The organism is Flagellimonas sp., from assembly GCF_965222555.1.
Taxonomy (GTDB): Bacteria; Bacteroidota; Bacteroidia; order Flavobacteriales; family Flavobacteriaceae; genus Flagellimonas.
Map to the genome: position 1 here is coordinate 60,539 of NZ_CBDCUG010000004.1, position 24,598 is coordinate 85,136.

Below are 24,598 nucleotides of genomic sequence, written 5' to 3' on the forward strand. Positions count from 1 at the left end.
TTTATGTCCCACTCTATTTCCATTTTAATCCTAGCTGCAGGCGCCTCAACCAGAATGAAAGGGGATATCAAGCAATTATTGCCTTGGGGAGCTACTACACTATTGGAAAATGCCGTATCCCAGGCAAAAAAAGTTTCCGATGATGTATTTGTTGTATTAGGCGCCAATGCTCAAAGGATATTGGATTCTACTTCTATGGGTGTTGACATAATACAAAACCATGAATGGGAATCTGGAATGGGAAGCTCCATTTCATGTGGGGTAAAACATATCATTCATAAGGAAGAACCTAAAGCGATATTGATAATGTTGGCGGATCAACCTTTAATAGATGCTGCATTTTTATTAGAATTGATTAAAGGCTTCAACCACAATCAGGGTAAGGTCAAAATCACGGCAACAGCTTATGAGAATGGGGCAGGAGTCCCAGCAATTTTTGACAATTCACTATTTCAGGAACTTTTAGATTTGCAAGCAGATTTTGGTGCGAGGAAAGTTATCAAAAGGCATAGACTATCCACTAATCTTATAATTCCAGATGGAAAAGAAATTGATATTGACACAACAGATAAATATACTCAAATATCTGGCAAACAAATATTTAAAGATGAATAAATATATTATTACTTTAAGTTTTTTTTTGGCACTTTCTTGTTTAAATATAAAAGCCCAAGAAATGAGTTTTGAGGAATATAATCCAAAATCGACCCTGGTTGTACCTCAAAATCCAGTTAAAAAGGCAAAATTCCCCTTTATCGATGTGCATAGCCATCAATTTAGAATGGCGACCCAAGATCTATCCCAGTTAATTGCCGACATGGACAAACTAAATATGGGTGTTATGGTAAATTTGAGTGGGGGTTCTGGTGAGGGACTTCGGGAGATGCTAAAAAACGTAAACGATCATTACCCAAACCGATTTGTAATCTTCGCAAATGTCGATTTTAGTGGTGTTGGTAATCAAAACTGGGGAGAACAAGCGGCCGCTCAATTGGAATTGGATGTTAAAAATGGCGCAAAGGGCCTGAAAATATACAAGAGCTTAGGACTCAGAAACAAAGATATCTACGGGAAAAGAATCGCAATCGATGATCCAAGATTGGACCCAGTTTGGAAAAAATGCGGAGAGTTGGAAATTCCAGTATTGATTCACGCTGCGGATCCAAAATCGTTTTGGGATCCTATGGACAAAGACAATGAAAGGTGGTTGGAATTGAAAACAAGACCCAGGAGAAAGCGCTCAGCCACTAATCCAGCTCCATGGCAGCAAATTATTGATGAACAACACCGGATGTTCAAAAAACACCCCAAAACCAAATTCATCAATGCTCACATGGGTTGGTATGCCAACAATCTGGACAGGCTAGGAGAACTCATGGAGGATATTCCAAATATGTCTGTAGGCATTGGTGCTATTATTGCCGAGCTTGGCAGACAACCTAGGAGGGCCAAACAATTTTTCATAAAGTATCAAGACCGGATTTTATTTGGAAAAGATAGTTGGAAGCCTGAAGAGTTCCCAACATATTTTAGGGTATTGGAAACGGCCGATGAATACTTTCCCTATTATAAGAAATACCATGCCTTTTGGGCTATGTATGGTTTAGATCTTCCGGATGAGGTACTGGAAAAAGTGTACTATAAAAATGCGTTGAACCTGATTCCAGGGTTGGACAAATCCCTTTTTAAAAAGTAGTCTGGCTAAGACTTCGGTGAGGTACTTTTACTTTTATGTTTAAAGTTTTCCAAATCCTGGAAAATTCCGCAGGAGATTTGTCGCTTGACAAGCGATTTTGATTTTTTGTTTTTCACCAAGGTTTCAATCTCTCTATTTAAAAATTGCATGGGACGGTATTTTAAGAACTAACGAAATCTTCTTTGCTTTATTTTAGTCTAAACAAGTTGCTTTTCTATGTATTGCAATACCACCATCCAATTCATTTTTAGAATAAGGGCAGCCGTTGGCACGTTATCTTCGGCGATGGCATGGATAATAGCTTCATTCTGATTGTCCACATTTTCATAAAAAGAAGCGTCTTGTCCAAAACCTTGCTCGTAAAAAAGCAATCTGGCTTTAAGATCGTCCAAAATCTGCAGTAATACGGTATTGGTGCAGTTTTTTAGCAAAAGGTCATGAAATTCAAACCGTGCCTTGAGTCTATTTAAAGGTGTATGCGTTTGTTGAAGTTTTACTTGCTGATTTCTAAGTAATTCCACATCTTCTTCTGAAAAGCTGGAGTGTTCCAATGCCACGATTTCCAGTTGCGCCGTGGTCTCATACAAATTTTGGGCTTCCTGCTGGGTCAATGAAGCTACAACAAACCCTCTATTCGGAATCGCTTTGATTATTCTTGCTTGTTCCAACTGGCTCAGTGCTTCACGAATTGGGGTAACACTAACTCCAAGTTTTCTGGAAAGAGCGGCAAGATTGATCGTTTTTCCAATTTCCAATTGTCCCTTATGGATTTCGTCAAGTAAGTACGACCGTACTGCATTACGGATGTTTGAGGTTTGCTGCATACCACTAAAATATAAATCGTATACGATTTTGGAAGCAATTTATTGGTCAACTGCGAGAAAATGACGTTTAAACCTTTGAAAAAGTCACAAACATGCAAAAATGGATAGCAAAAGAATATAACTTTGGATTTAAGTTGGTAAGTTTAAAGATAATCTACAGACCAATTAATAGCTAACTCATCGTTTCAAAAAATGTCCAAATCTCTTTTGTTCATTCCAGACATATCAGGCTATACAAAGTTTATCCAAAGCACAGAAATAGAACATAGTCAGCATGTAATTTCTGAATTATTGGAAGTTCTTGTGAATGCTAATACCCAAGATTTGAAATTGGCAGAGATTGAAGGAGATGCGCTCTTCTTTTATAAGGAGAATGAAATCCCGTCCCAGGAAAATCTTTTGGCTCAGATTGAATCCATGTTCACTGCATTTTATAGCCATTTAAAAATGTTGGAAAAAAATAGAATTTGCCCTTGCAATGCCTGTGCAACGGCGCCAAATCTTGAGTTAAAGATTATAGCTCATAGTGGTAATCTCCAACATATAGAGGTACAGGGAACCAGAAAACCTTTCGGGGAACAGGTTATTGAGGCACACAGACTACTTAAAAATTCAGTTCAGAGCGATAATTATGTGCTCATAAGCCGAACATTGGCTTTGGATATTATGTTGTCTCCGTATTATTCCAGCAAGATTTATAGGTTTAGACAAGGTTCGGATGTGTATGATGATAGGGAAGTAGAATATATTTATTCACTTATTGATGCCAAAGAACTTAAACTGAAAAGTTTTTCAGAACCCAAAAAAGTCTTCTTTGCCAAACCGCCTCCGATAGTCAAAAAGAAACAATTTCCTGTTTCGGCTCAAACATTATTGGAATACATTACCAATTACTCTTATCGAAATTATTGGGCGGAGGGATTGGATCGATTGGATTACAATGAAAACGAGGTAACAAGATTGGGCACGGAACACGCTTGTGTGGTAAATGGAAAACACTTGAACTTCATTACCGTAAGCAAAGAAGAAAGACTTGGAAGTCTGCTATACGGAGAATACACCAACAGTCCACCCATAGTGGACGGATTCTATCAATTCTATCACTTTACCCCAATTGGCGAAAACAGTTGTGAACTGGAAATAGAGGCTTATTGGGAAGCCAAATCTCCCATTAAAAAGCTTTTTCTAGCGTTGATGGGGAAAAAATTCTTTGGCAAGAACATTGAAAAGGCATTGACCAGTCTATTCCGTTTTGTGGAAAGCAGAAATTAAGATTCCTTTGAATCCAAAAAATTCCCAAGGTTGTCGATGGCCTTATCCCAAAATTGTTCGTAAAAGCTTGCCCACTCCGTGATTTGCTTCAAAGGTTTCGCATCCGCCACACAAAAACGTTCCCTACCATGTGTGGTAATTTCAACCAAACCAGCACTTTCCAAGGTTTTGATATGCTTGGTCACTCCTTGCCGGCTTATCTCAAACTGCCCAGAAATTTGGGAGATGGATAGGGCAGAGGAGGTAATGATCAAGGCGTGAAAAATTTCACGCCTTTTGGGATCAGCAATAGCCTTTAAAATTTTGGTGATACTATCCTGCATGTACTTCTTTGGTTAAGAATTCGGTTAATTTTTCAATACATTCAGTCCAACCACCACTGTAATTATTAAAATACGTAATAGCGGAATCACCGGGATAATTGGAAATTCCAGAGTGTTCCAAGAAGAGCTTGGTACCTTCATTGGTTTCCTTTAAATCCCATTTTACAACAGTTTCGGTAGTAGTGTTCTCTACAATCCAGGTATAGATCAAGGTGTAGGGAGAAGCACTCTTTACCTCACCGGTGATATTCAAACATCCATGTTCCTCGCTGGAAGTAAAAGTATACTGGTAACCTTTTTCAGCTTTAAAATCGGCCTTGATAAACCAAGTTGAGATTTCTTCGGCCAGAGAAATAGCGTTCCATACCTTGTCAATTGGATGGGCAAATACATGCTCTTTAGTGATTACATCTTTCATAATTGTCGTTTTTTGAATTTATTTATGCAACTAATCGGTTGCTAATATACAAACTTAATTTTAAAATGCAACTTTTTGGTTGCTTTTTATGGAAAGTGCTTTGCTATATTTGATTACAAGAATAAAAGTCAATGAAGAAAAAGTTTTGGACATCTGACAAATTAGTAGGTCTTGTTGCCATTTTAATAAGTTTGATTACGTTGATCATCTTTGTAAAGCAGACGAACATTATGGAACGGCAAAGCCGTTTATCCGTAATGCCCTATCTAATGATTTCCAAATCAGAAGTAGGTTCGGAAAATAAATATTCCTTTGAACTCATTAACTATGGGGTAGGGCCGGCAATTGTAGATAGCACGCTTATTTTTTACAAAGAAAAACTGTACCACAATATGGAATTTGTTGATTTTCTCAATGGGGAATTGAAAGTGATGGACAGTATACCGGTACTTAACCATGCCAGCATAAGGAAGGGGTTGGCCATTCCAGCAGGAGGGGAGCGAAATTTTTTAACGGTTGGGGGAAATGAGGAAGCGTACAAAGCTTTTTTAGAAGTATTCCAGGAGTTGGATTTGAATGGATTTTATTTCGAGATTTATTATCGTTCCATTTACGATGACAAATGGCGCATTACTTCTGAAACAGACCTTCCTCATAAACTTAGTGATTAAATCCAATGCCAGCAGGAACTTTTGAACCTGACCTTTTCACCAAGGGGCGTAAGCAACTTTTATTTCAGGACAATATTCAATGGTGCGCATGGCCATCAGATTTGAACTTAATATAGTTGTATGGTTGTTCTTCTATATTTTCTCCTTCAATAATGGAATATTTCTTATTTCCAGTTATGTTGGTGAATTCCTGTTGAGCTCCATTCTGCCATTTAATGATTAATGTTTTAATTATTGTTGAAGGCCCTAAGCCCAATTCTGCCTGTAAACTGCTAGAACCAAAACTTCCTCCTGTTCCCACGCTGTGGTAAATTTTCATTCCGTTGTCCAGTTCCATTTCAATGACCGTTCCAATAGCGTTGGAATTAGTTGATCGACCTACAAGTTCTATAATTACCCAATTGTTCTCCGACATTGGATTTTGAAAAAGTACATTGGTAAACGTATCTCCTTCATAAGCGCCCCCCATAACGGCATAGATTTCTTGATTGCCATCTCGATCTATATCCGCAAAACCAACACCATGTCCCTTTTGAACATGACCAAATAGTCCAGCAGAGGTAACCTCTTTAAATCCTTTGCCTTTTTCATTCAAAAACATCCTGTTAGGAACTACCGTACTATAATCCGGTGCTCCGGTGCCAACGTAAAAATCTAAATAGCCGTCATTATCCAAATCTCCAAAATTGGCGCCCATGGCATACATAGTCTTATCTAGTCCATATGCTTCCGTTTGATCAGAAAAAGTTTCATCACCATTGTTGATGTACAGTCTGGGTTTATCGGTTAACACCTGCTTTCCTTGCAATTCTTTGGAAAAATCAGATGACAGATTGTTCATGTTCTGTGGATCATATCCGCTGACAAAAATATCTTGATAGCCATCATTGTTAACATCCCAAAACCAACATGGGAAACTATTTATAGGTTGCTGTATCCCTGCGCTCTCACTGACGTTTTTAAACATTCCTTCTTCATTCTTGAAAAGCATGTTTTTAGCGCCCATTATTGAAATATATAGATCTGGCCACAAATCACCATTTATATCCCCAAAGGCAACGCCCTTTACGTAGCCTCCAATTTCTCCCAGTCCATATTCCTTGGATTTTTCCTTAAATGTCCCATTTCCCTGATTAATATATAACTCGCTATGGTGATTTCCCTCTCCCTTTACAAATTCATTACCGATGAACAGATCCAGATAACCGTCTTTGTTCACATCTGCCCAAGCGGCTGTTTGCGTTGGATGAAAAGATAGAATTCCAGAAGACTTCGTGACATCATCAAATGTATTATTTCCATTATTTCTCAATAAAGAATTAGGGTGTGCTCCTCCTTTTCTGAGCCATCCTCCCCGTAATATTAGAATATCCTTGTCTCCATCGTTATCATAATCGGCATGGATGCAATTTAAACCACCCACTATACCGGTTATGCCTGATTCTTTCGTCCAATCTTTAAATGTTCCATTTCCGGTATTGACAAAATACTTTGCCTGGTCCTGCATTCCATAAGAAGTGGCAAAAATGTCAACCAAACCATCATTGTTAAAATCATCCAAGCAAACCCCACCAGATAATCCGTTGATGTTTATCCCCAAGGAGGCAGCAATATCATTAAATCTTGGAAAGTTTCTTTCTTCCAAATCCCAATTTGGATATTGAATCAATATAGACTCCGGAACCTTATCGGGGTGCTCGCCCAACGTCATATAGGCTAGGTTAATAAGCCATCTATATTTGTCATTAGGATACTTCTTGTATAGGAGCGTATATACTTCAATTGCTTTTCTTGAGCCTTTTTCAATTTTGTGGATTGCTTCTTTTTGAATTGGAACAATACAGACATATTCGTTATGATTGTTAATACAATTTTCTTGCTCACCCAATCTTAAATAGGCAAGGGCCAATACCTCTAAAATTGGTGCCCAGCCTCTCTTCAATACATCATTGTAAGTCATGCCCCATTGTTTAAGATTAGATTCAATTTGATTAATGCAGTCCTGGCTTTCTCCTGAGTTCAGTAACTGAGATACATATTGATACCAGAACTCAATGTATTGGGTTCTGTTCGTAGCTTTTTCCATTTTTGATTTAAAGGATTCTGCCAACTTTCCATTCCAATGATAATACAGCTCTGGAGCTCCATTTGTCACTAAATTGTCCAACATATTGACCATTTCCAATGTTTCTTTAGATTGACTCGGCGTAATCGTTTTTTTTTCTTCTCCAACATTAACGTTGGCACCTTCGCGGCAAGAAGTGAGTGGAATGGCACAAAGGATTGCCGCTATTATGCAATAGCTTTTTATTTTTTTGGCTCCAGTCATGAATCTGTCTGATAAAATCTCGATACTAAATATCATTTTCTGCTTAAATATAATTCAAAAGGCATGGATATGAAGATATAACCTCAACCAACACTATTTGAGAAATTGTGAATGCTGATAGAAAAAACAGCTATATTTAAATCATAACCTTTTTCATGAAAAGATTATCAGGATACTCAGGAACATCACTCGCAAAGAAATTAGGCATAAAAGATGGTTTTTCAATTTTACTCCATAACCCACCAGAAAACTACTTCGATTTGTTTGCCGATTTACCTGAGAACATTTCAGTTTTGAAAGAGGTAAGGGCAGAGGAAGCTGATTTTATCCATGTTTTTTGTACTTCCTTTAAAGAGTTGGAAGAAATTGTTAAGGAATATAAGTCTTCATTAAAAATGAATGGAATGCTTTGGGGCAGTTGGCCCAAGGGGTCTTCAAAAATTCCTACCGACCTTCAAAGGGACCCCATCAGGGAATATTTGCTTTCTATTGGTCTTGTGGATATTAAAGTAGCTGCTATAGATGAAGATTGGAGCGGATTAAAATTTGTGTATCGTTTAAAGGATAGGTATTAATCAGATTTTTTTTACACCACTACAATTTTTTCACATTTTTTTTAGATTCAGGGCTAGTGCTTTTGGTTATCTTACAACGCTAATTCAACCTAACATTCTTCGTATGACACGTAGCTCAAAAATTTGTTATGCCTTACTGGCATGTATCCTATTTTCATTTCAATCATTTTCGCAAAAACCAGACTCCACTACCTTCAAAGGATTGGAATTTAGAAGTTTGGGACCAGCCTTGACCTCGGGTCGTATTGCTGACATTGCCATCCATCCAAACAACGAAAGCATTTGGTATGTGGCGGTGGGCTCCGGAGGGGTTTGGAAAACCACCAATGCAGGAACCACATGGAAACCCATCTTTGACAAGCAAAAAAGTTATTCCATTGGCTGCATCACAATTGATCCCAACAACCCAAGTACAATTTGGGTAGGTTCAGGAGAAAATGTAGGAGGTAGACATGTTGGTTTTGGAGATGGAATATATGTGAGCCATGATGAAGGTAAGACCTGGAAAAATATGGGGCTCAAAGCTTCTGAACATCTTTCAAAAATTATTGTACACCCTGAAGATTCCAATACCATTTGGGTTGCGGCCCAAGGACCACTTTGGAGTAAAGGTGGTCAAAGAGGTTTTTATAAATCAACAGACGGTGGTAAAACATGGAAAAGAACTTTGGGAGATAATGACTGGACTGGAGTTACAGACATTGTTATTGACCAAAAAAATCCAAATACTTTGTATGCAGCAACTTGGGACAGACATAGGACTGTAGCTGCATATATGGGTGGAGGTCCCGGTTCTGGAATCCATAAAAGTACTGATGGTGGGGAAACTTGGACAAAATTGACCAACGGCATTCCAAAATCAAATCTTGGGAAAATTGGACTGGCTATTTCACCATTCAATAATGAAACCCTATATGCGGCCATTGAGTTGGACCGAAAAAAGGGAGGGGTTTACATTTCAAAAAATCAAGGGGCATCATGGAGCAAGCAATCCGATGCTGTTTCTGGAGGAACCGGACCACATTATTACCAAGAACTTTATGCTTCTCCACACCAAGAGGGGAAACTGTACTTAATGAGCAACTATGTTCAGGTGTCTGATGACCATGGTAAACATTTTGTCCAAATGAACGAGAAGAAAAAGCATGTGGACAGTCATGCCATGGCCTTTAAGGCGTCTGACCCAAACTATGTGCTTTTTGGTACGGACGGTGGTCTTTATGAATCATACGATTTGACCAAAACATGGAAATATTTTGGCAACCTTCCAATTACACAATACTATAAGGTAGCTGTGGACGATTCCGCGCCCTTTTATAATATTTATGGAGGAACACAAGATAATGGTTCCCATGGGGGGCCATCAAGAACTCGCAGTAGTGTTGGAATCTTAAATTCGGATTGGTGGATCACGCTGGGGGCAGATGGACATCAATCGGCCATAGAACCAGGAAACCCTGATATCACTTACGGGGAATTTCAACAAGGTTGGTTATGGAGAATAGATCAAACAACGGGAGAAACCGTTTTTATTCAACCACAACCTTCTGCCGGTGAGCCCCACGAACGTTTTAATTGGGATGCCCCTATTTTAGTAAGTCCACACAATCCAACACGTTTATATTTTGCCTCTTACCGTGTTTGGAAATCAGAAAACAGAGGAGATGACTGGACGGCTATTTCTGGAGATTTAACAAGAAATGAAGAGCGTTTGGCATTGCCCATTTTGGGAAGACAGCAAAGCTGGGACAATCCATGGGATGTTGGGGCCATGTCCAACTACAATACCATAACATCGTTGGCAGAGTCGCCAGTTCAAGAAGGACTCATCTATGCTGGAACTGATGATGGAATTCTTCAGGTTACCGAGGATGGCGGAAACAGCTGGAGAAAAATTCTATTGGGAAATGTTAAGGGAGTGCCCAACAGAGCATTTGTAAATGATGTAAGAGCCGATCTTTATGATGCTAACACGGTGTATTTGGTATTGGATAATCATAAGGAGGGCGACTATAAGCCATACCTTTTGAAAAGTACAGATAAAGGAAACAGCTGGACTTTTATCAATGGAAACCTTCCTAAAAGATTGGTTACTTGGAGAATTGTTCAAGACCATAAAAAGAAAGGACTTTTATTTGCGGCTACGGAGTTTGGTATTTACTTCACCAATAATGGCGGTAGCAGTTGGTGGCAGTTGGAAGGCGGATTGCCCACCATATCATTCAGGGACATCACCATTCAAAGAAGGGAAGATGATTTAGTGGGGGCTTCTTTTGGACGTGGTTTTTATGTCTTGGATGATATTTCAGCTTTACGGGATTTCGATAGTTCCAAAATGAATGAAGCTACCCTTTTCAAAGTTAAGCCTGCGTATTGGTATATTGAAAAGGATGGAGTCTATGGTCAAGGAAATTCGGAATATGCTGCTAAGAACCCTCCATATGGAGCAACATTTACGTATTTCTTGCCAGAAAAATTAAAAACCCTGAAGGAGGCCAGAACCAAAAAGGAAAAAGCCCTTAACAAACAAAAAAGCAATGTTTCCTTTCCAGGGTGGGATGCTTTGGATAAAGAAAAAAATCAGGAAAAACCAGCCCTTGTTCTTTTGGTAAAGGATACTCAAGGAAATGTGGTGAACACCGTCAAAGGGACAAATAAAAAAGGGTTCAACCGGGTATCTTGGAACCTTACCCATGCGGATAGAACCGGAATTAAGCTTAAAAACCCGAAAAGTGATGATGATGACGATTTCTTTGGATCTCCTTATCGGGCCACTCCAGGAACATACTCAGTTGAATTATACCAAAGAGTGGATGGAAAACTGACGCAACTTTCAAGTGCTCAGACTTTTGAGGTAAAACCATTGGCAAAGGGAGCTTTACCCGCAAAGCCAACTTCTGAGATTGATGCTTTCAGGAAAATGTTCCAGGAATACCAGCAAGATTTAACCGCGACCAACTCAGTTTTGGATAAAGGCATTTCCAAAGTAAATGCTATGGAACGCGCTTTGAATGAAGCAGAGAGGCCAAGCGCAGAATTGACATCAAGAATTCATGCAGCCAAGTCACAATTACAATCCCTAAAAAAACAAATGGGAGGTAGTCCATCCAAGAATGAAGTGGGGGAGAAGACCCCTCCATCACCTGGAGACGGAAGCTTTGTTGGACAAGTTGCGTTGGGCAACACTTATGGGCCTACAGGCAATCATAAAGCAGCAATGCAACGTGCGCAGAATCAATTAAGAGGTATTAAGAAAGAACTTGGAACACTTACCAAAAGTACTTTACCAGCGCTCGAATCTGCTTTAAAAGCTGCAGGAGCTCCATGGATCCAAGGACAAGGACTCATTGAAGATTAGGTACTTAATGAAGAATGTTTTTTATTTTCTTATCGTCCATTTCTTCTCGGTAGTTGGAGTACACGCCCAATATACTGAGGAGGATTGGAAGGATAGGGATACTTGGATGAAAACAGACACCTTGCTCAATTTTTCTGGAATAAAAGCAGGGGATAAGGTTGCGGATATTGGCTGTCATGAGGGCTATTTGAGCATGCATCTGTCCAAACGCGTTATGGAAAATGGAAGGGTATATGCGGTTGATGTCCGTGAAGACCGTTTGGAGACCCTTCGGGAAAATGCTAATGATAGGAATCTCAAAAACATCATCACAATTTTAGGCGATTATGATGACCCAAAGCTACCGGAACGTGAGTTGGACATTGTCTTTATTATTGACACCTACCATGAGATGGACTCCCATGAGAAGATACTTAGGCATGTGAAGCGTTCACTAAAACCTGGTGGCAAGGTGATGATTCTTGAAAAATTAAAGAAACGTATCAGAGGTAAATCAAGAAGGGAGCAGGTGAATGCGCATTCTTTGGCGCCCCATTACGTAAAAAAGGAATTAAGACAGGCAGGGTTTACTGTAATTTCCGAGATAGAAAACCATGGGAAATGGGAAAAAGATGAGGATAAACAAATGTGGGTGCTATTGGCCCAAAAGCAGCAGTGACCAATTGTCTAATCCCTGTTCAATTCCTCTAACAATTGGTCGTAAGATGATATCCAACTATATAGTTTTCCTCCCAAACTGATGATTGGGTTGGAAATGGAATCCATTTGCTCCGGGGATTTCGCCAGAAAACTGCCCACTTGTTCTTTAACCTCAGGTTTTTCAGAAAGTAAAACATTCCTAAAAATGTAGTTGTTGCTTGTAAGATGGGTTACAATGCTATCACATGCCTCACAATTGGTAGAGGTATAAATAGTGATTTGCTTTTTGGGTTTGATTTTTGGCGGCGGAATGTCCAAAATTTCAAATTCCTTTTTTAAGGCCCGTTTGGATAGACTATCGTTTACTTTGATACTCTTTGTGTATGAAGCTTTTTTATCCCGAAAAACAATAATGCTTTTTAAGTGTACTTTAGAAGTTGCTGGGACACGTATTAACCTTGGTTTAGCCGCACTCTGCCTAAAGTTACTTCCCTTAACCTCAAACAGCACGTCATAATCTGTTTGGGTTTCGTTCACAGCATAAAAAGCTATCCTGTTTTTGGATGGCTTTTCAACAATTTTAATAGGGTTCTGTTGTCCATAGACTTGGTTCAAACAAATACAAAACAAGAAGAGTAGAAGTCTAGTCATAAGATTTATTTAACCGTTAATTTCAAAACTTTTTAGTAAAGTAAGACAATTCAGTGAAATATCACTCTTAAATAGGACAACAATGTCTTAAGCATATCGACAACTGAATTAAAAATCTGCTCCTTAACCCCTTAGTCGATAATAGGTTGAAACACATACTAAACACCAATATTTCACGTTAGTTTTGCGACGTAACCCCATAAAATAGATACCATGAACAAGCTTACAAGAATAACTTTCAAATTACTTTTTTTAAGCCTTTCCGTGCTGTGCTTTCAATCCTGTAGTGAGGATGCGGAGGCCTTGGGCAGTGAGCAAAAGCTGGCACAAAGTGAATTAAAGACCATTTTGGATACCGATGAGACCGCCGGAGTTGTGGATAATGCCCTTGCCGAACTCTTCGCAAATGGTGCCTTGACCGGTAAGGCGACCAACAAATCCAACGAATGTTATTCTGCTGAATATTCACAAACTGGTTTTGTGGCCACTTTCAATAATTGTGTGCTCAACGGAACCGAAAATATTAACGGTACGTTGACGGTAGCCTATGAAGTTGGTAATGAATCAACAGCTTTTACAGCAACTTATACCGACTTTTATGTAGGTTCCATAAAAATAAGTGGTACCAGAAAGTATACTTTGACCAGTAGCGTAAATGACAATACCATTTCTTTTACAGTGACCAGCGATATGTCCGTTGAAATGGAAGACGAAAGTGTTGTGACCGAAAAAGGTACCAAGACCTTTAGTTTCTCTTTTGGCGATAGTTTGGCGAACAGTACTTTTAGTATTGCAGGAAATTGGACCATAACCGCAGATGGCAACACATATAGCGTAGAAACCAAGGATGACCTTCAAGGTAGTTTGGGTTGTGAGCATTTGGTTGGTGGAAGTATGGTTGTTTCCAAAAATGGGTTGAACATCACTGTTGACTTTGGTGATGGTGAATGTGATGATGACGCTACATTGACTTACCCTGACGGTACAATGGAAGAAATTGACCTATAAGAGCTCTTCTTTAAATATTGATTAAAGCGTTGATTTAGGTCAACGCTTTTTTTGTTTCCAAAATCTTGTTTTTAACAATAGGAGTACTAACAGAGTAGGGGAGCACATTAAGTTATAGCATTGGTAACCACTACTCATTTTTTATGAAGCTCCATAATGTCCTGGGCCAATAATCCTTTTGGATCCATAACTACGGACTCAAATCGCATTTCATGGATCAATCCATCGGGTGTTGGCAAATACCCCAATCGATGAACGAAGGGAATCACTGTCCCATCAATATCCCTGAAATCATCAAAGACAACAAATCCAACCGCGTTGGAATCTACCACTCTTACCGTGTATTGTACAATCTCTAAAAGCTTGGTCTTTTTATTTATCCAAAAAATATACTGATCATATTCAGCATTGGCTTCCAATGATTTCCAGGTGCCAAAAACCAAATGATAGGTTTTATCATGAAGTACGGTATCCTTTACATAAACAGCTATAGGAATCTTCTGTATCCAATAGGGCAACTGTATAAAGTACTCCTTTCCAACCAGAGCGGGTATCATGTTGGGGTCGTCTATCTTGTCTACCTTCCCATGTATTATTTTGTACGGCACATTGTTGTCAATACCCCAGACTTCGCCTTTGGCAGGACCATTGAGCAATCTGGTTTTTGAATATCCCAACCGGAAGGACAGAAAATCATGTTGCAATTCTTGTTTCAAATGGGGCCAGTTGTTGAACACTTGAAGCGGTTCCGGGGCCATCGACCAATCATCAACATATTTTGCAGAAATGACACTTGATTTTCTCTTTTGCCATCCATGAGCATCTGAAGATGCATGTAAAAGCAGTCTTCCCTTTTGCTCCCTGTTCGAAATCCCCGTGGGGCTGCCATCTCCCATACTCATGAGCTCTTCCGGCCTAATGTCTACTGGTCCGGAAGGTATTTGGGCAGTAACGAGATATTGAAAGAAGAAGCAAAAAATCAAAACATTCCAAGTGCTGTGTCTCATATAATCATCTATTTAGAGGTCAGTTTCAAGGTTTTTTGATATCTAACTATCCCAATGGTCTGGAAAATTGCAAATACCGCAACGATCAAATTTGTTGTAATGATCAATAGTGAACCGCTTGTACTAATTCCGGAGGCTACAACAGACAGATTGTAAAACCCTAGCAACACATACAAAATGTCCAGGACGATAATTATCCATACCAAAATAGTGGGAACCCTTTTCCGATAGGCCGCAATCAGAACCACAGCTCCAAAAATGAACAGCTGAGCTGAAAACACAACGGGTAGACCATTGGCCATTTCATTGATGGCGATGACCGAACTACCCAATACCATGGTGAGTAAAGCTGTGGCCAATGAGAAAAAGCCATTGGCTTTGAGCGCTGTTCTCAATAATGTTAAACCTTCCATATTGTTCTTATTTGTTTGTTGAACAAGGTTAAGGCAACTACGGGGCAATATCGTATTTGTAAATTGAGAGTGACCCATTTTACAGGTCTATTTTCAACAATGGGAGGGAAGACAGTAAATTTGTATTTGGAACAGCTTATTTTTGAACATGGGAGATTTAGCGGACATATCATTTGACGCTTGGTCGGTACTTCTAATCTTTGGACTATTGCAAGGCTTGTTTTTAAGCGTTGTGTTGCTAATGGGATTTACCGGAAAGAAATCAAGCTATTTCTTGGTTTCGCTTATTATGATCGTCTGTTTGAACTTGTTGAACTATCTGGTAATCAATTCAAACCTTTACACCATAATACCACATGCTGCGCACCTGAGCCTTCCTTTGCTATTTCTGATAGGACCTTTATTCCTTTATTATATAAAATCCACTGTAGAGGATCAATTGTCCCTCAAGCTCTCTAATCTCTTGCATGCTTTGCCATTTTTAGTGGCGATTGTATTCATGCTTCCATTTTTTGTGCAATCGGGAGATATAAAGATTGTATTGCTACAGGCCCAAATACAGCCAAATGGTCAGGATTTTGACCTGGGAACCCAGGTATTTACAGTAGCTCAGATAATACAGAGCTTCATTTATGTGGTTGTTGCGTTGCGACTGCTTTCCAAAAAATCTCTTGGCATACTGGACAGGGCCTCAGCTAACAAATTGAAGTGGTTAAGGAAATTCGCGGTCGGATTCCTCATATTTTGGCTGGTTGATTTTTTGGCTTTGCTCTGGTATTTTCAAAAAGGGTATATTGATATTAGGGCATATTACCTTACCATGTTTTGTTGCGCATTGGCGATTAATCTCTTGGTTTTCCTTGCCATCAAGAGTAATAAAGCCTTTACCGAAGTTTTCTTGGGCATTACCAAGGTAAAATACAAGAGCTCAAAGCTTGTGGAGGCTGATTTAAAAAAACACCTCTCGGAGATTGTTTCGTATATGGAAGCTGAAAAGCCGTATTTGGATCATGAACTATCCCTGTCCAAACTTTCCAAAGACCTGAATAAGCCCAAATATTTGATATCGCAGGTATTGAATGTGGAATTGGGAAAAAGTTTTTATGAATTTTTAAGTGAGTACAGATATAAAGAAGTGCGATCACGATTGACCAATCCAGCATATCGACATCTTACCATATTGGCCGTCGCATATGATTCAGGCTTCAGTAATAAGAATACGTTTAATAAGGTATTCAAAAAACATTCCGGTATTACGCCTTCAGAATTTTTAAAATCTACCTCAGAGGCTAGTGCTTAATTGTTATAATACATATAAAAGAAAAGGAGTGAAATGGTTGGAGAAAAGATGGTGCCAAAACATTCTATTTTACATAATGTCAATTATAGTACAAATGCCAGGAGTTTCTTATTTTAGTAGAATAATCAAACCCATATGAAACATTCCGTATACTATAATTGCAATTTTAACCATATTACAATCAATCACGTTCACATTAAAAAACCAGCCAAAAATATTCTTTTGAAACTTTTAAAGAGTTTGTGGTCAGCCATTCGTAAGCTATAATTCCTCATTATGTAAAATATCCCTCGTGTTTGTGTCTTGTAGCGAAATCTCAACGGGGTCATGAAACTTTCTTTAAGCGGTCGGCTACGCCGCGTCAATTCATTTGTATCTATAATCAGTCGCTATGTAAAATAGCCGCTCGGCCAACAGCACATTGCTTTCATAAAAAGTAAATGCCCTTGCATTTATTTTTATACGCAATTCTCAGCCACTTGGCCAGCGCCATTAAAAGCTCAACTTTTCGTTTTTATTGAAACCTTTGGTTCAATTGAAAATTTTGAGAAGAAAAATTTCACGGGCTTTACATCAGCTTGTCGCAAAAGCTTAAAATTTAGCAGAACATAAATTTCTAAGCACTTGCTAACATCCTCCTCTGATTAAGCCATTTTCTTTGACGCTTATAATATTATGTAAAATAGAAATTGTATTTGGGTTGTTATTTCCTTTCTTTTTCCTTGATGAAAAAGAAACAAAAAATCAAGAAGAAAATATGCTTCCACGCTCCCTTTGTGTCTTAATAGCTTCGCTATTTGGGCTACGCCCCTACACAAAGCCCAGGGCAATTGCGCTGTCGTGTAAGCCACAAATTCACACCCTCGCCGGCCCGCATTTTCTTCCAGGCCCTCATCCTAGACCTATACTTACAAATTTAACTTCTCTACTAGAAACTCTTTAACTGGAGTAAGAACGTTATGATTTAAGTCCCAATATTCACTTAAATAATTTCTGTTTTTTTCATTGGACTCTTTCATACCAGTATATACTTGACAATAATTAAAAATCAAATACTTCTTTTGCAATAATTCACTTGCATGTTCTTTACAACTAAAATTCTCTACCTCACAAGAATAACCTTTATAGTTTTTATAAAAAGTGCTATATTTTTTTATATCAGCAATTTGCAATAACATGTCCTCTAAATCTCCATCATCTTTGTTGTTTGGAAGTAAAAAAACATCAAAATTAATCTCAAATTCTTCCTTTATGCTTTCTAAAAATTGATTTCTTTTTTTAACACCTCCTAATACAGCATCCTTTAAAGAACTATCAGCGTCTTGAATAAGAATTACTTTATAACCTGAATCTATATACTCTGATATTTTGACATTATAGTTACGAATATGAGCACACCCACCTGAAACGAATAAACTTATAGAGGGATTCTCACAAATTTCGATAAGAACACCTTTTTTGAACTTTTTAAGATCCGTAAATGGTTTCGCTCCTTGAGGTAAAAGACTAAATATCAAGTTGTTGAAAAAAACCGCATCTGAACACCCTTCAAGAAAAATAATATACTTAGCCATAACAATTACTCTCCTCGCAATTCAAAATCGTTCCCTAATTCATAATTAAACTCATTGTATAATCTAACATATGCCTTTATTGAATTGTTGGGTAATTGTTTCAATGTTATCACTCTGGACTTATCCTGTAAGTTTTGAAAGCCTTCCTTTTCAAGAAGGGCATCAAAATGTTTAATACATTCAAGATTATGGGTGGTCGCAAATATTTGAGTATTATTTATTTCTGCAAAAACAAGTATAATCTTCCAAAACTCTAAAAACCTAGAGTGATGTATGCCTGCATCAATCTCATCTATCAATAATTTGTTGTCCTTATGTAAAGTAATCTGAACAAGAATCCTGAACAGCTTATTTGCTCCCTCTCCAAATTCATATAGTTTATGTCCATACTCCGAGCTTGATTCTTCAATAATTATGTCTCCATTCTCTGTATCTACAATTATTCTTTCAATATCAGGTATGAATACTTTCATATTTTTTATGAACTCATTCCGAATATTTTTGAACTTATCAATATTATCAAAATATACTTGTGCTAAATCTAAAGAAAACCCTTTGCCATAAGGTATTAATGAGCTCTTGGTTGATTCGGATGGCTTTAATGTTTCTAAAATATTCTTGATTTCAACAATCTCCAGCATACCATTGTCATAGAAACCAATAAAATCGTCATTAATGATTCCAAAATTTACTTTTAGTAATTCTTTTAGCTTTTCGTCAGTCAATCTACCAAAAGAATACTCCCATTTATCCGAATCATCCCAAATCAAATACTCCACGGATTTAGCCCCTGATTTGCTACACAGAAAATCGTCAATGTAGGTACTTGTAATATTATAGGATGATTCAGTGGTAATACTGTTCTGTTGTCTAGGTAGATTTAACCTTTCTTTATAAGCATATGCTAAATCTCTAAAATATATTTTAGTGTCAGCAGAAAAAAGTAGTAACTCAAGAAGAGATGTTTTTCCAACATTGTTGTCACCAACAATAAGGTTGTATTGCCCTAAATTTTTAAATTCGAGTTCTTCAAATTGTCGAAAGCTTTTAACTCTTAAATTTTTGAAGTGCTTTGGTGGGTCAAATAGGATTTTTGATGGGACGCTGCTAATTTCTTTAACACCTTCTAAATCGTATTTTTTTAAGTTCAAAGTGTTATTTTGAACTATATCATTGTAATCAATTAGTATTTTCTTATAGGCAACTTCTAATTCAAATCCTTGGTTCAAGAATTCTATATAACCACATTTTAGATAACGTTTCGAGACGTAGTCTTTAACCTTGGTTGCAAGCCTATTTTCCAATAGTAGTGTCTTATAACTCTCCAAGATTAATTCCATTTCATCCTGGAAACTCTTTTCCACTCTCTCTCCCAACAAATGTACTTCCCGATTTGGTTTTTGGGTTAAGATTGATTCATATGCAATCAAATGATACATCTTTGAATCTTCAGAAATATCAACGTTGCTTAAATATATATTTATTATTTCGTTTTCAATTTTCTCGCGCCTTAGTCCATCTTCGTAGAATTTACCAAGTCGGCCTAACCAGACTAGCTCGTTGATTTTGTTTCCTTCGTCTTTAGAAATTTCAATCTTCGCCAGTATATACTTTTCTGAATCAATATTACCAACTCTTTCCCAAGCTTTAGTTGCTTTTTTATAACTATGGACTTTATAAAAAAGATTACCTATTATACCCCAAAGTTCTTCATCGGTGCTATTGGCAATATTATTAAGGATTTCGGCAAATTCGCGAATTTCATTGGTTTTGTTATCGGCAATCGGAAATTGTACCAACTTATCAATAAATAATCCTCGCCAGGTGATATTATCCAAAATAATCCGAAGTAATTCTCGGTTGTTATTTAGCTTTTTGATTTCATTAATTTCAAGCTTATTTTCAGTCATAAATCTGGAAATTATTAATCTAACATCCTGATTAATACTCTTCAATTTAGAGCCAGCATAATTCTCCAATTCGTTGAAATGTTGCCCATTAAAATAGCATCGAGCAGCATGTTCTACATTTTTGCTACCCTCAGCTTTTATGTAGAACTCAGCTGCATTTTTCCAGTTCCCTTTATATTCAGCCGCCAAAGCTCTACAGAAATAATATTCGTTTAATTCTCCGATTTTATAAAACTGATTTGCCGCTACAATCAGTCTAGACGAATTTTTATCATAAGTCCCTTGAAGTTTATCCTGCTCAGCATTGAACTTAGCATCCTCTTTGTTACTTTTTAAAACGCTACTAACCGAATCTGGATTATACTCAATAGCTTGTTCCTTGTATTCATTTAAGATGCTCCAATAATCTCCATCTATTTCTGCTGAATTAACCAGTTGTTCCCAAAACTGACCCTTGGCCCTGTCGCTGTCGATGATTATTAGTTCTTTTTGCGCACGAGTAATTCCTACATATAGTTTATTAAAGAAATAGCTTTGCTTGAATTCATCATTATTTGCCCCTTGCTCGCCACCTAAGTCCTCGAAAAGTTTGAGATAATATTCTCCAAAACCATATAGGACAATCTGTTTGTATTCTGCTCCTTTCGCTTCGACCGATGTCTTTATTTCTGCATCTTCCACCAGGCTTAACAATTTGCTATTTTCACAGTAATTGTCTTTCTCTGTTGTGTCTACAGGCACAATGAATATTTTATATTGAATCTTTTCTAATAGGTCTTCGCTTAATTTAATGTTATCGAGTAATTTACTTTCACTAAAAAAAAGATTTGGTTCTGGATGAGGCATATCATCTGGCCTCTTTGGTATTTGGGGTCTAACAAGTCGTATCTCTAAGTTTTTCTTTCGATAATATTGAATAAAGTTTGCAAGAGTCACAACAGGTTGCTTTGACCTGTAATTATATTTTGGGTTATAAACACTATCTTCCTTTTTATAATCAAAATTTGCCAATGATTTAAGCTCAGTGTGAAGCATTTCGGTCATTTCTCGTTCTCTAAATCCCGTAGGATTTACAGTTTGATTTGGGTCGCCTGCAAAGATTATCGGGATTTGGTCACATTTACTTAAATCATATTCTAGATAAGATGATAAGTTCAAGATGAAACGTAGTTCAACTCTACAGAAATCCTGAGCTTCATCACAGATAACCAAATCATATCTTGGTATTCTACTTTTATTTTTCTCAAGATGTTTTATTACGCTTAATCTATCCCAATAACTTTCCTCGTTTATCAATCTTTCATAAAAAGGCAATACACTTTCTTCTATACCCTTAAACTTATCAAGAGGTATTCTTTGAGACTTGGTGTACACAATATTCAAATAGTCGTTACTTGTTATATTTTTGCTACTATCATAACCATATATGTAAGTCCTAATTGTAAACCAACATTCTTCAGCAGTATACTTTCTTTTAATACTATCTTTTAGATAGGAACTCTCATATAGTTCTTTGAATTTCGAAAAATTCAAATATTTATCTTCTACAAATAAGCCCTTGTCTTCTTTCGGAACCAAATTGAATAGAAATTCTTTAAAAGAGGAAAAGTGATCGTTTAAATCAGAAAGATGATTCCCTGTAACTCCTTCAAATTCAGGATTATTACTCAGTAAATCAAAAACTGATTTTTGAGTTTGTTCTAAGAGGTATTCATTTTCAGTAAGAAAAATCAAATCTCCTTTTATTTGGTCAAGACATTTATAATAAAAACCATTAGCAAATAGATAATATAACATTGTTGATTTACCACTACCTGCTTGGCCGTTTATATAATAGGGAAATTGAAAATCCTTGAAGAAAATCAACTGATCTTCAGTTAGTGAAAGATTGCTTACTTCGTTATTTTTTTGAATCACAAACCATAATTCATCATTTTTAAGAGTCCATTTAGGATACGCTCTAAATGAATATCGGGCTAAACTTTCAATATTATTCTCGTAACTTGGATTCTTCTGTTTTAGTTTTTGAATGGATTCTTCCCAATGTTCAAGTTGTGTCTTTAGATGAGCACCATTATGCAAGATATAACGAGGGGTATTACCCACGGATAACTTAGAAAATAAAACACCAACCGTTTCAGATTTAGCAATAAATATTTTTAATCCATTTTCAAGAACAATCTCATCGCTGATAAACTCCTCGTATACCACTTTACTGAGTAATTCGGAAAAGAGTTTGACGTCTCTATCTCGCATTTTAACTGCGTCAGATTCACTTAATGCGTATTTAACCCAATCTTGAGTTTCAAAAATGTCATACTTAATGTTAAGCTTATATTCGGACAGCCATGATAGCATTTCCTTAGGGGGTGGTGAGGGCTCATTTTTTTTCCGCATAGCAATGGCCTCCTCAGCTTTTCGATTATCGAGATAAGTTTGTATTTCCTCATCAGGAATAGGATTTGACTCCAAATATCTACCAGATTTTAATTCTGGATAGTAATATGTATTGTATAAAAACCCTCGATCTTTGCTTACAATATAATCTCTAACGAAATAGACATCTTCACCTTCTATTTCTTTCAACTGAATTATTATCTTGGCAGAAATGGAGTTAATAGTCAGAGTATAAAGACCATTACCGTAATCCCGTACGGTACCAGAGTTAACCAGCCTATTTCTGTTGCTTAGCTCATTGAATTTGTTCTCAACCTGCGGCACTTGACCGTTAACTTTTTTTTGATATTGCTTGCAATAATGAAATCTTAACATATTAAATTCAAAGATTGAGTATAACCTAGTAATTTAATGCTTGTAAAAGTTTATATGGGTTATTAGCATATTTTTTTTTAACAGAGTTATTAAGACTATTAACCTTTTATAAATTGCACCTCTATAATATGGATAATATTACCTTGGATTTATTGAGTTTTCAGAAGAAAAAACCGTAAAAGGAAAAAATACTAACTTTATTTTTTTGTCGACACCAAAAGTTCTCGAATATCCACACTCAAAGCTTCAGATATATCACGTAGCGTTTCAAGAGATGGTTGCATATCATTGGTACACCATCGGGAAACTGTAGTTCTGCTCTTCCCTACTCTTTCAGCCAACCATTTATTAGTTCTATCCTGTTCTGCAAGAACAACTCTAATTCTATTAATCGGCTTTTTGGTGCTCATTTGAATCGTTTTACGTTAAATGCATAGCATTTTACACAAACTTAGTTTTCTTATCTGCATTTTATTAATAACTTTAAACGACTAAATTGAACTGTTTTAATTTATATTTATATCGTTTTAAGTAATTAATTAATAGATAAACGATATTAAATAGCTCATTTGTGGTTTTTTCAACAATCAAATAACTGACTTTATGAATGCAAAAAAACTTAACCTATCCCCTATTTCAACCTATATAGAAAAATGCCATGAAGGTGATCTTCTTTCCTTTACGCAAAGCTTGGACAAGACTATTTTTATGTTTCACTTTATCCCTATGGACACCTTTTCAGATTTGGAAAGACAAAATTGCTGTCATGTTTTAATGGAGCTTAAAGAGGCGGTTATGGAGATTTATTTAAACAAAAAAGATAATTAGTCACGCTAGCCATTCCATACACATTTTCTAGGGTTTAGATTCAATATTTTCACTGTATATCTTATCTAACGGATTTATACATGATTTCAGTTTCGTTTTAGATGCTTTTATATATCGGAAGGTCGAATTAATACTTTTATGTCCTAATATCTTTTGTATCGTAAACAAGTTTTCTCCTTCCTCGGTTAGCATAGTAGCAAACGAATGTCTGAATGTATGAGGTGTAATCTTTTCCTTGGTTTTTAGAATAAAATTTGCCTTCCAAATAACTCGATTAACCGTTATTCTATTCATTGGTTCCTCTTTACTCCTGCCGTAAAAAATATAATCTTTAGGGTCATATTGTTTGTAATATTGTTCCAATTGTCCAAACAGCATTGGGCTAAGTGGAACGTAACGGTCTTTTTGCCCTTTTCCTTTTACTACTCGTATCACCATACGGCTAGGGTGTATATCTTGCCTTTTTAGGCCAACACACTCCCCCGCTCTAATTCCGGTGGAATACAACATTTGAACAATTACTTTATCCCTAAGCGTAGATAATGATTCAATAAATTGGTAAACCTGTTGTGGGGAAAGAACAAATGGCACCCTATCTGGAATTCTTGGACTTCGGAGTAGCTTTATCTTTTCAGGAGTTTTAGCAATGTTATGATAGAAATAAGTAAAACTAGCTATTGCAACCGCTACTTTATTAGGCCCAAATTTTTTATTGGAAACAAGAAGATAGAGGTAATCTTGTATTTGACGCTGATTTAAAACTCTTGGACTACATCCGTAATGACAGCAGATATGGTTCATTTCTTTGATGTAATTGCTTACCGTGTGTTTGCTGTAATTGCGAAAAGAAAGATGTTTATACATACTTTCAATCATTTCAGCATCTGTGCCTAGATATACTTTTTTTTCATATTAAAGTCTAATTATTATTTACTTCCTTTAAGATAGAGATTTTTATAAGAAAAACATTTCGCTTAAAGTATAAACGAGTATTAAAGTATCACTATCAGAATGGCTTAACCAAGCTGTT

Annotated in this window: 21 protein-coding genes; 10 read left to right on the plus strand and 11 right to left on the minus strand. The window is 37.0% G+C overall.

Annotation, left to right across the window (positions count from 1 at the left end; all coding sequences use genetic code 11):
- The first annotated feature begins 3 nt into the window (after nucleotides 1-3).
- On the plus strand, nucleotides 4-615 hold the full coding sequence (locus tag ACOQO1_RS04755) for a nucleotidyltransferase family protein (protein WP_420601715.1): 612 nt from the start codon (nucleotides 4-6) through the stop codon (nucleotides 613-615).
- Entirely contained in the window at nucleotides 608-1,696 is a 1,089-nt protein-coding gene (locus tag ACOQO1_RS04760) for an amidohydrolase family protein (RefSeq protein ID WP_420601716.1), read from the plus strand. The genes ACOQO1_RS04755 and ACOQO1_RS04760 overlap by 8 nt, the downstream gene beginning before the upstream one ends.
- Nucleotides 1,697-1,893: 197 nt before the next feature.
- Here ACOQO1_RS04760 and ACOQO1_RS04765 read toward each other — a convergent pair whose 3' ends face one another.
- Nucleotides 1,894-2,520 carry a GntR family transcriptional regulator gene (locus ACOQO1_RS04765; RefSeq protein WP_420601717.1) on the minus strand — a complete coding sequence of 209 codons (627 nt, stop codon included), beginning with the start codon at nucleotides 2,518-2,520 and terminating at the stop codon, nucleotides 1,894-1,896.
- Nucleotides 2,521-2,712: 192 nt separating this feature from the next.
- On the opposite strand from ACOQO1_RS04765, the gene ACOQO1_RS04770 reads away from it, so the two are divergent.
- Complete coding sequence (locus tag ACOQO1_RS04770; RefSeq protein ID WP_420601718.1) at nucleotides 2,713-3,792, plus strand: DUF2652 domain-containing protein; 1,080 nt, start codon at nucleotides 2,713-2,715, stop codon at nucleotides 3,790-3,792.
- On the opposite strand, the gene ACOQO1_RS04775 is transcribed toward ACOQO1_RS04770, so the two are convergent.
- Both ACOQO1_RS04775 and ACOQO1_RS04780 read right to left on the minus strand, forming a co-directional pair.
- Complete coding sequence (locus tag ACOQO1_RS04775) at nucleotides 3,789-4,115, minus strand: ArsR/SmtB family transcription factor (RefSeq protein WP_420601719.1); 327 nt, start codon at nucleotides 4,113-4,115, stop codon at nucleotides 3,789-3,791. The two genes, ACOQO1_RS04770 and ACOQO1_RS04775, sit on opposite strands and share 4 nt — an antisense overlap.
- Nucleotides 4,105-4,533, minus strand: coding sequence for an SRPBCC family protein (locus ACOQO1_RS04780; RefSeq protein WP_420601720.1), 429 nt, complete (start codon nucleotides 4,531-4,533; stop codon nucleotides 4,105-4,107). Before ACOQO1_RS04780 ends, ACOQO1_RS04775 begins: the two co-directional genes overlap by 11 nt.
- A 131-nt stretch (nucleotides 4,534-4,664) precedes the next feature.
- Between ACOQO1_RS04780 and ACOQO1_RS04785 the strand changes: the two genes are divergently transcribed.
- On the plus strand, nucleotides 4,665-5,204 hold the full coding sequence (locus tag ACOQO1_RS04785) for a hypothetical protein (protein WP_420601721.1): 540 nt from the start codon (nucleotides 4,665-4,667) through the stop codon (nucleotides 5,202-5,204).
- A gap of 76 nt (nucleotides 5,205-5,280) precedes the next feature.
- On the opposite strand, the gene ACOQO1_RS04790 is transcribed toward ACOQO1_RS04785, so the two are convergent.
- Nucleotides 5,281-7,569, minus strand: a complete 2,289-nt coding sequence (locus ACOQO1_RS04790; protein ID WP_420601722.1) for a CRTAC1 family protein — start codon at nucleotides 7,567-7,569, stop codon at nucleotides 5,281-5,283.
- Nucleotides 7,570-7,688: 119 nt separating this feature from the next.
- On the opposite strand from ACOQO1_RS04790, the gene ACOQO1_RS04795 reads away from it, so the two are divergent.
- The 3 genes from ACOQO1_RS04795 to ACOQO1_RS04805 all read left to right on the plus strand — a co-directional run bounded on the left by ACOQO1_RS04795 (nucleotide 7,689) and on the right by ACOQO1_RS04805 (nucleotide 12,124).
- Nucleotides 7,689-8,108, plus strand: coding sequence for a DUF3052 domain-containing protein (locus ACOQO1_RS04795; RefSeq protein WP_420601723.1), 420 nt, complete (start codon nucleotides 7,689-7,691; stop codon nucleotides 8,106-8,108).
- Nucleotides 8,109-8,211: 103 nt separating this feature from the next.
- The gene (locus ACOQO1_RS04800; RefSeq protein WP_420601724.1) at nucleotides 8,212-11,466 is read left to right on the plus strand and encodes a VPS10 domain-containing protein; all 3,255 of its coding nucleotides are present in this window, start codon (nucleotides 8,212-8,214) and stop codon (nucleotides 11,464-11,466) included.
- A gap of 7 nt (nucleotides 11,467-11,473) precedes the next feature.
- The gene (locus tag ACOQO1_RS04805; RefSeq protein WP_420601725.1) at nucleotides 11,474-12,124 is read left to right on the plus strand and encodes a class I SAM-dependent methyltransferase; all 651 of its coding nucleotides are present in this window, start codon (nucleotides 11,474-11,476) and stop codon (nucleotides 12,122-12,124) included.
- 8 nt (nucleotides 12,125-12,132) lie between these two features.
- On the opposite strand, the gene ACOQO1_RS04810 is transcribed toward ACOQO1_RS04805, so the two are convergent.
- Nucleotides 12,133-12,756, minus strand: coding sequence for a hypothetical protein (locus ACOQO1_RS04810; protein WP_420601726.1), 624 nt, complete (start codon nucleotides 12,754-12,756; stop codon nucleotides 12,133-12,135).
- A gap of 213 nt (nucleotides 12,757-12,969) precedes the next feature.
- Between ACOQO1_RS04810 and ACOQO1_RS04815 the strand changes: the two genes are divergently transcribed.
- On the plus strand, nucleotides 12,970-13,764 hold the full coding sequence (locus ACOQO1_RS04815) for a hypothetical protein (protein WP_420601727.1): 795 nt from the start codon (nucleotides 12,970-12,972) through the stop codon (nucleotides 13,762-13,764).
- Nucleotides 13,765-13,898: 134 nt separating this feature from the next.
- Here the strand turns inward: ACOQO1_RS04815 and ACOQO1_RS04820 are convergent, their stop codons facing one another.
- Both ACOQO1_RS04820 and ACOQO1_RS04825 read right to left on the minus strand, forming a co-directional pair.
- Nucleotides 13,899-14,771 carry a hypothetical protein gene (locus ACOQO1_RS04820; RefSeq protein WP_420601728.1) on the minus strand — a complete coding sequence of 291 codons (873 nt, stop codon included), beginning with the start codon at nucleotides 14,769-14,771 and terminating at the stop codon, nucleotides 13,899-13,901.
- 8 nt (nucleotides 14,772-14,779) lie between these two features.
- Entirely contained in the window at nucleotides 14,780-15,184 is a 405-nt protein-coding gene (locus ACOQO1_RS04825) for a hypothetical protein (RefSeq protein ID WP_420601729.1), read from the minus strand.
- Nucleotides 15,185-15,332: 148 nt separating this feature from the next.
- Between ACOQO1_RS04825 and ACOQO1_RS04830 the strand changes: the two genes are divergently transcribed.
- Nucleotides 15,333-16,484: a helix-turn-helix domain-containing protein gene (locus ACOQO1_RS04830; protein WP_420601730.1), complete on the plus strand. Its 1,152-nt coding sequence runs from the start codon at nucleotides 15,333-15,335 to the stop codon at nucleotides 16,482-16,484.
- Nucleotides 16,485-17,392: 908 nt separating this feature from the next.
- Here the strand turns inward: ACOQO1_RS04830 and ACOQO1_RS04835 are convergent.
- The 3 genes from ACOQO1_RS04835 to ACOQO1_RS04845 form a co-directional block, all read right to left on the minus strand.
- Complete coding sequence (locus tag ACOQO1_RS04835; RefSeq protein WP_420601731.1) at nucleotides 17,393-18,058, minus strand: DUF3226 domain-containing protein; 666 nt, start codon at nucleotides 18,056-18,058, stop codon at nucleotides 17,393-17,395.
- A 5-nt stretch (nucleotides 18,059-18,063) separates the two neighbouring features.
- A complete protein-coding gene (locus tag ACOQO1_RS04840; RefSeq protein ID WP_420601732.1) occupies nucleotides 18,064-22,740 on the minus strand; it encodes an AAA family ATPase in 4,677 nt (1,558 codons plus the stop codon).
- 197 nt (nucleotides 22,741-22,937) lie between these two features.
- Nucleotides 22,938-23,150, minus strand: coding sequence for a helix-turn-helix transcriptional regulator (locus ACOQO1_RS04845; protein ID WP_420601733.1), 213 nt, complete (start codon nucleotides 23,148-23,150; stop codon nucleotides 22,938-22,940).
- Between the two features lie 193 nt (nucleotides 23,151-23,343).
- On the opposite strand from ACOQO1_RS04845, the gene ACOQO1_RS04850 reads away from it, so the two are divergent.
- Nucleotides 23,344-23,568 (plus strand): hypothetical protein, encoded by a 225-nt coding sequence (locus tag ACOQO1_RS04850; protein WP_420601734.1) that lies wholly within the window; start codon nucleotides 23,344-23,346, stop codon nucleotides 23,566-23,568.
- A 27-nt stretch (nucleotides 23,569-23,595) separates the two neighbouring features.
- Here the strand turns inward: ACOQO1_RS04850 and ACOQO1_RS04855 are convergent, their stop codons facing one another.
- On the minus strand, nucleotides 23,596-24,432 hold the full coding sequence (locus ACOQO1_RS04855; protein WP_420601735.1) for a tyrosine-type recombinase/integrase: 837 nt from the start codon (nucleotides 24,430-24,432) through the stop codon (nucleotides 23,596-23,598).
- Nucleotides 24,433-24,598: the final 166 nt, after the last annotated feature.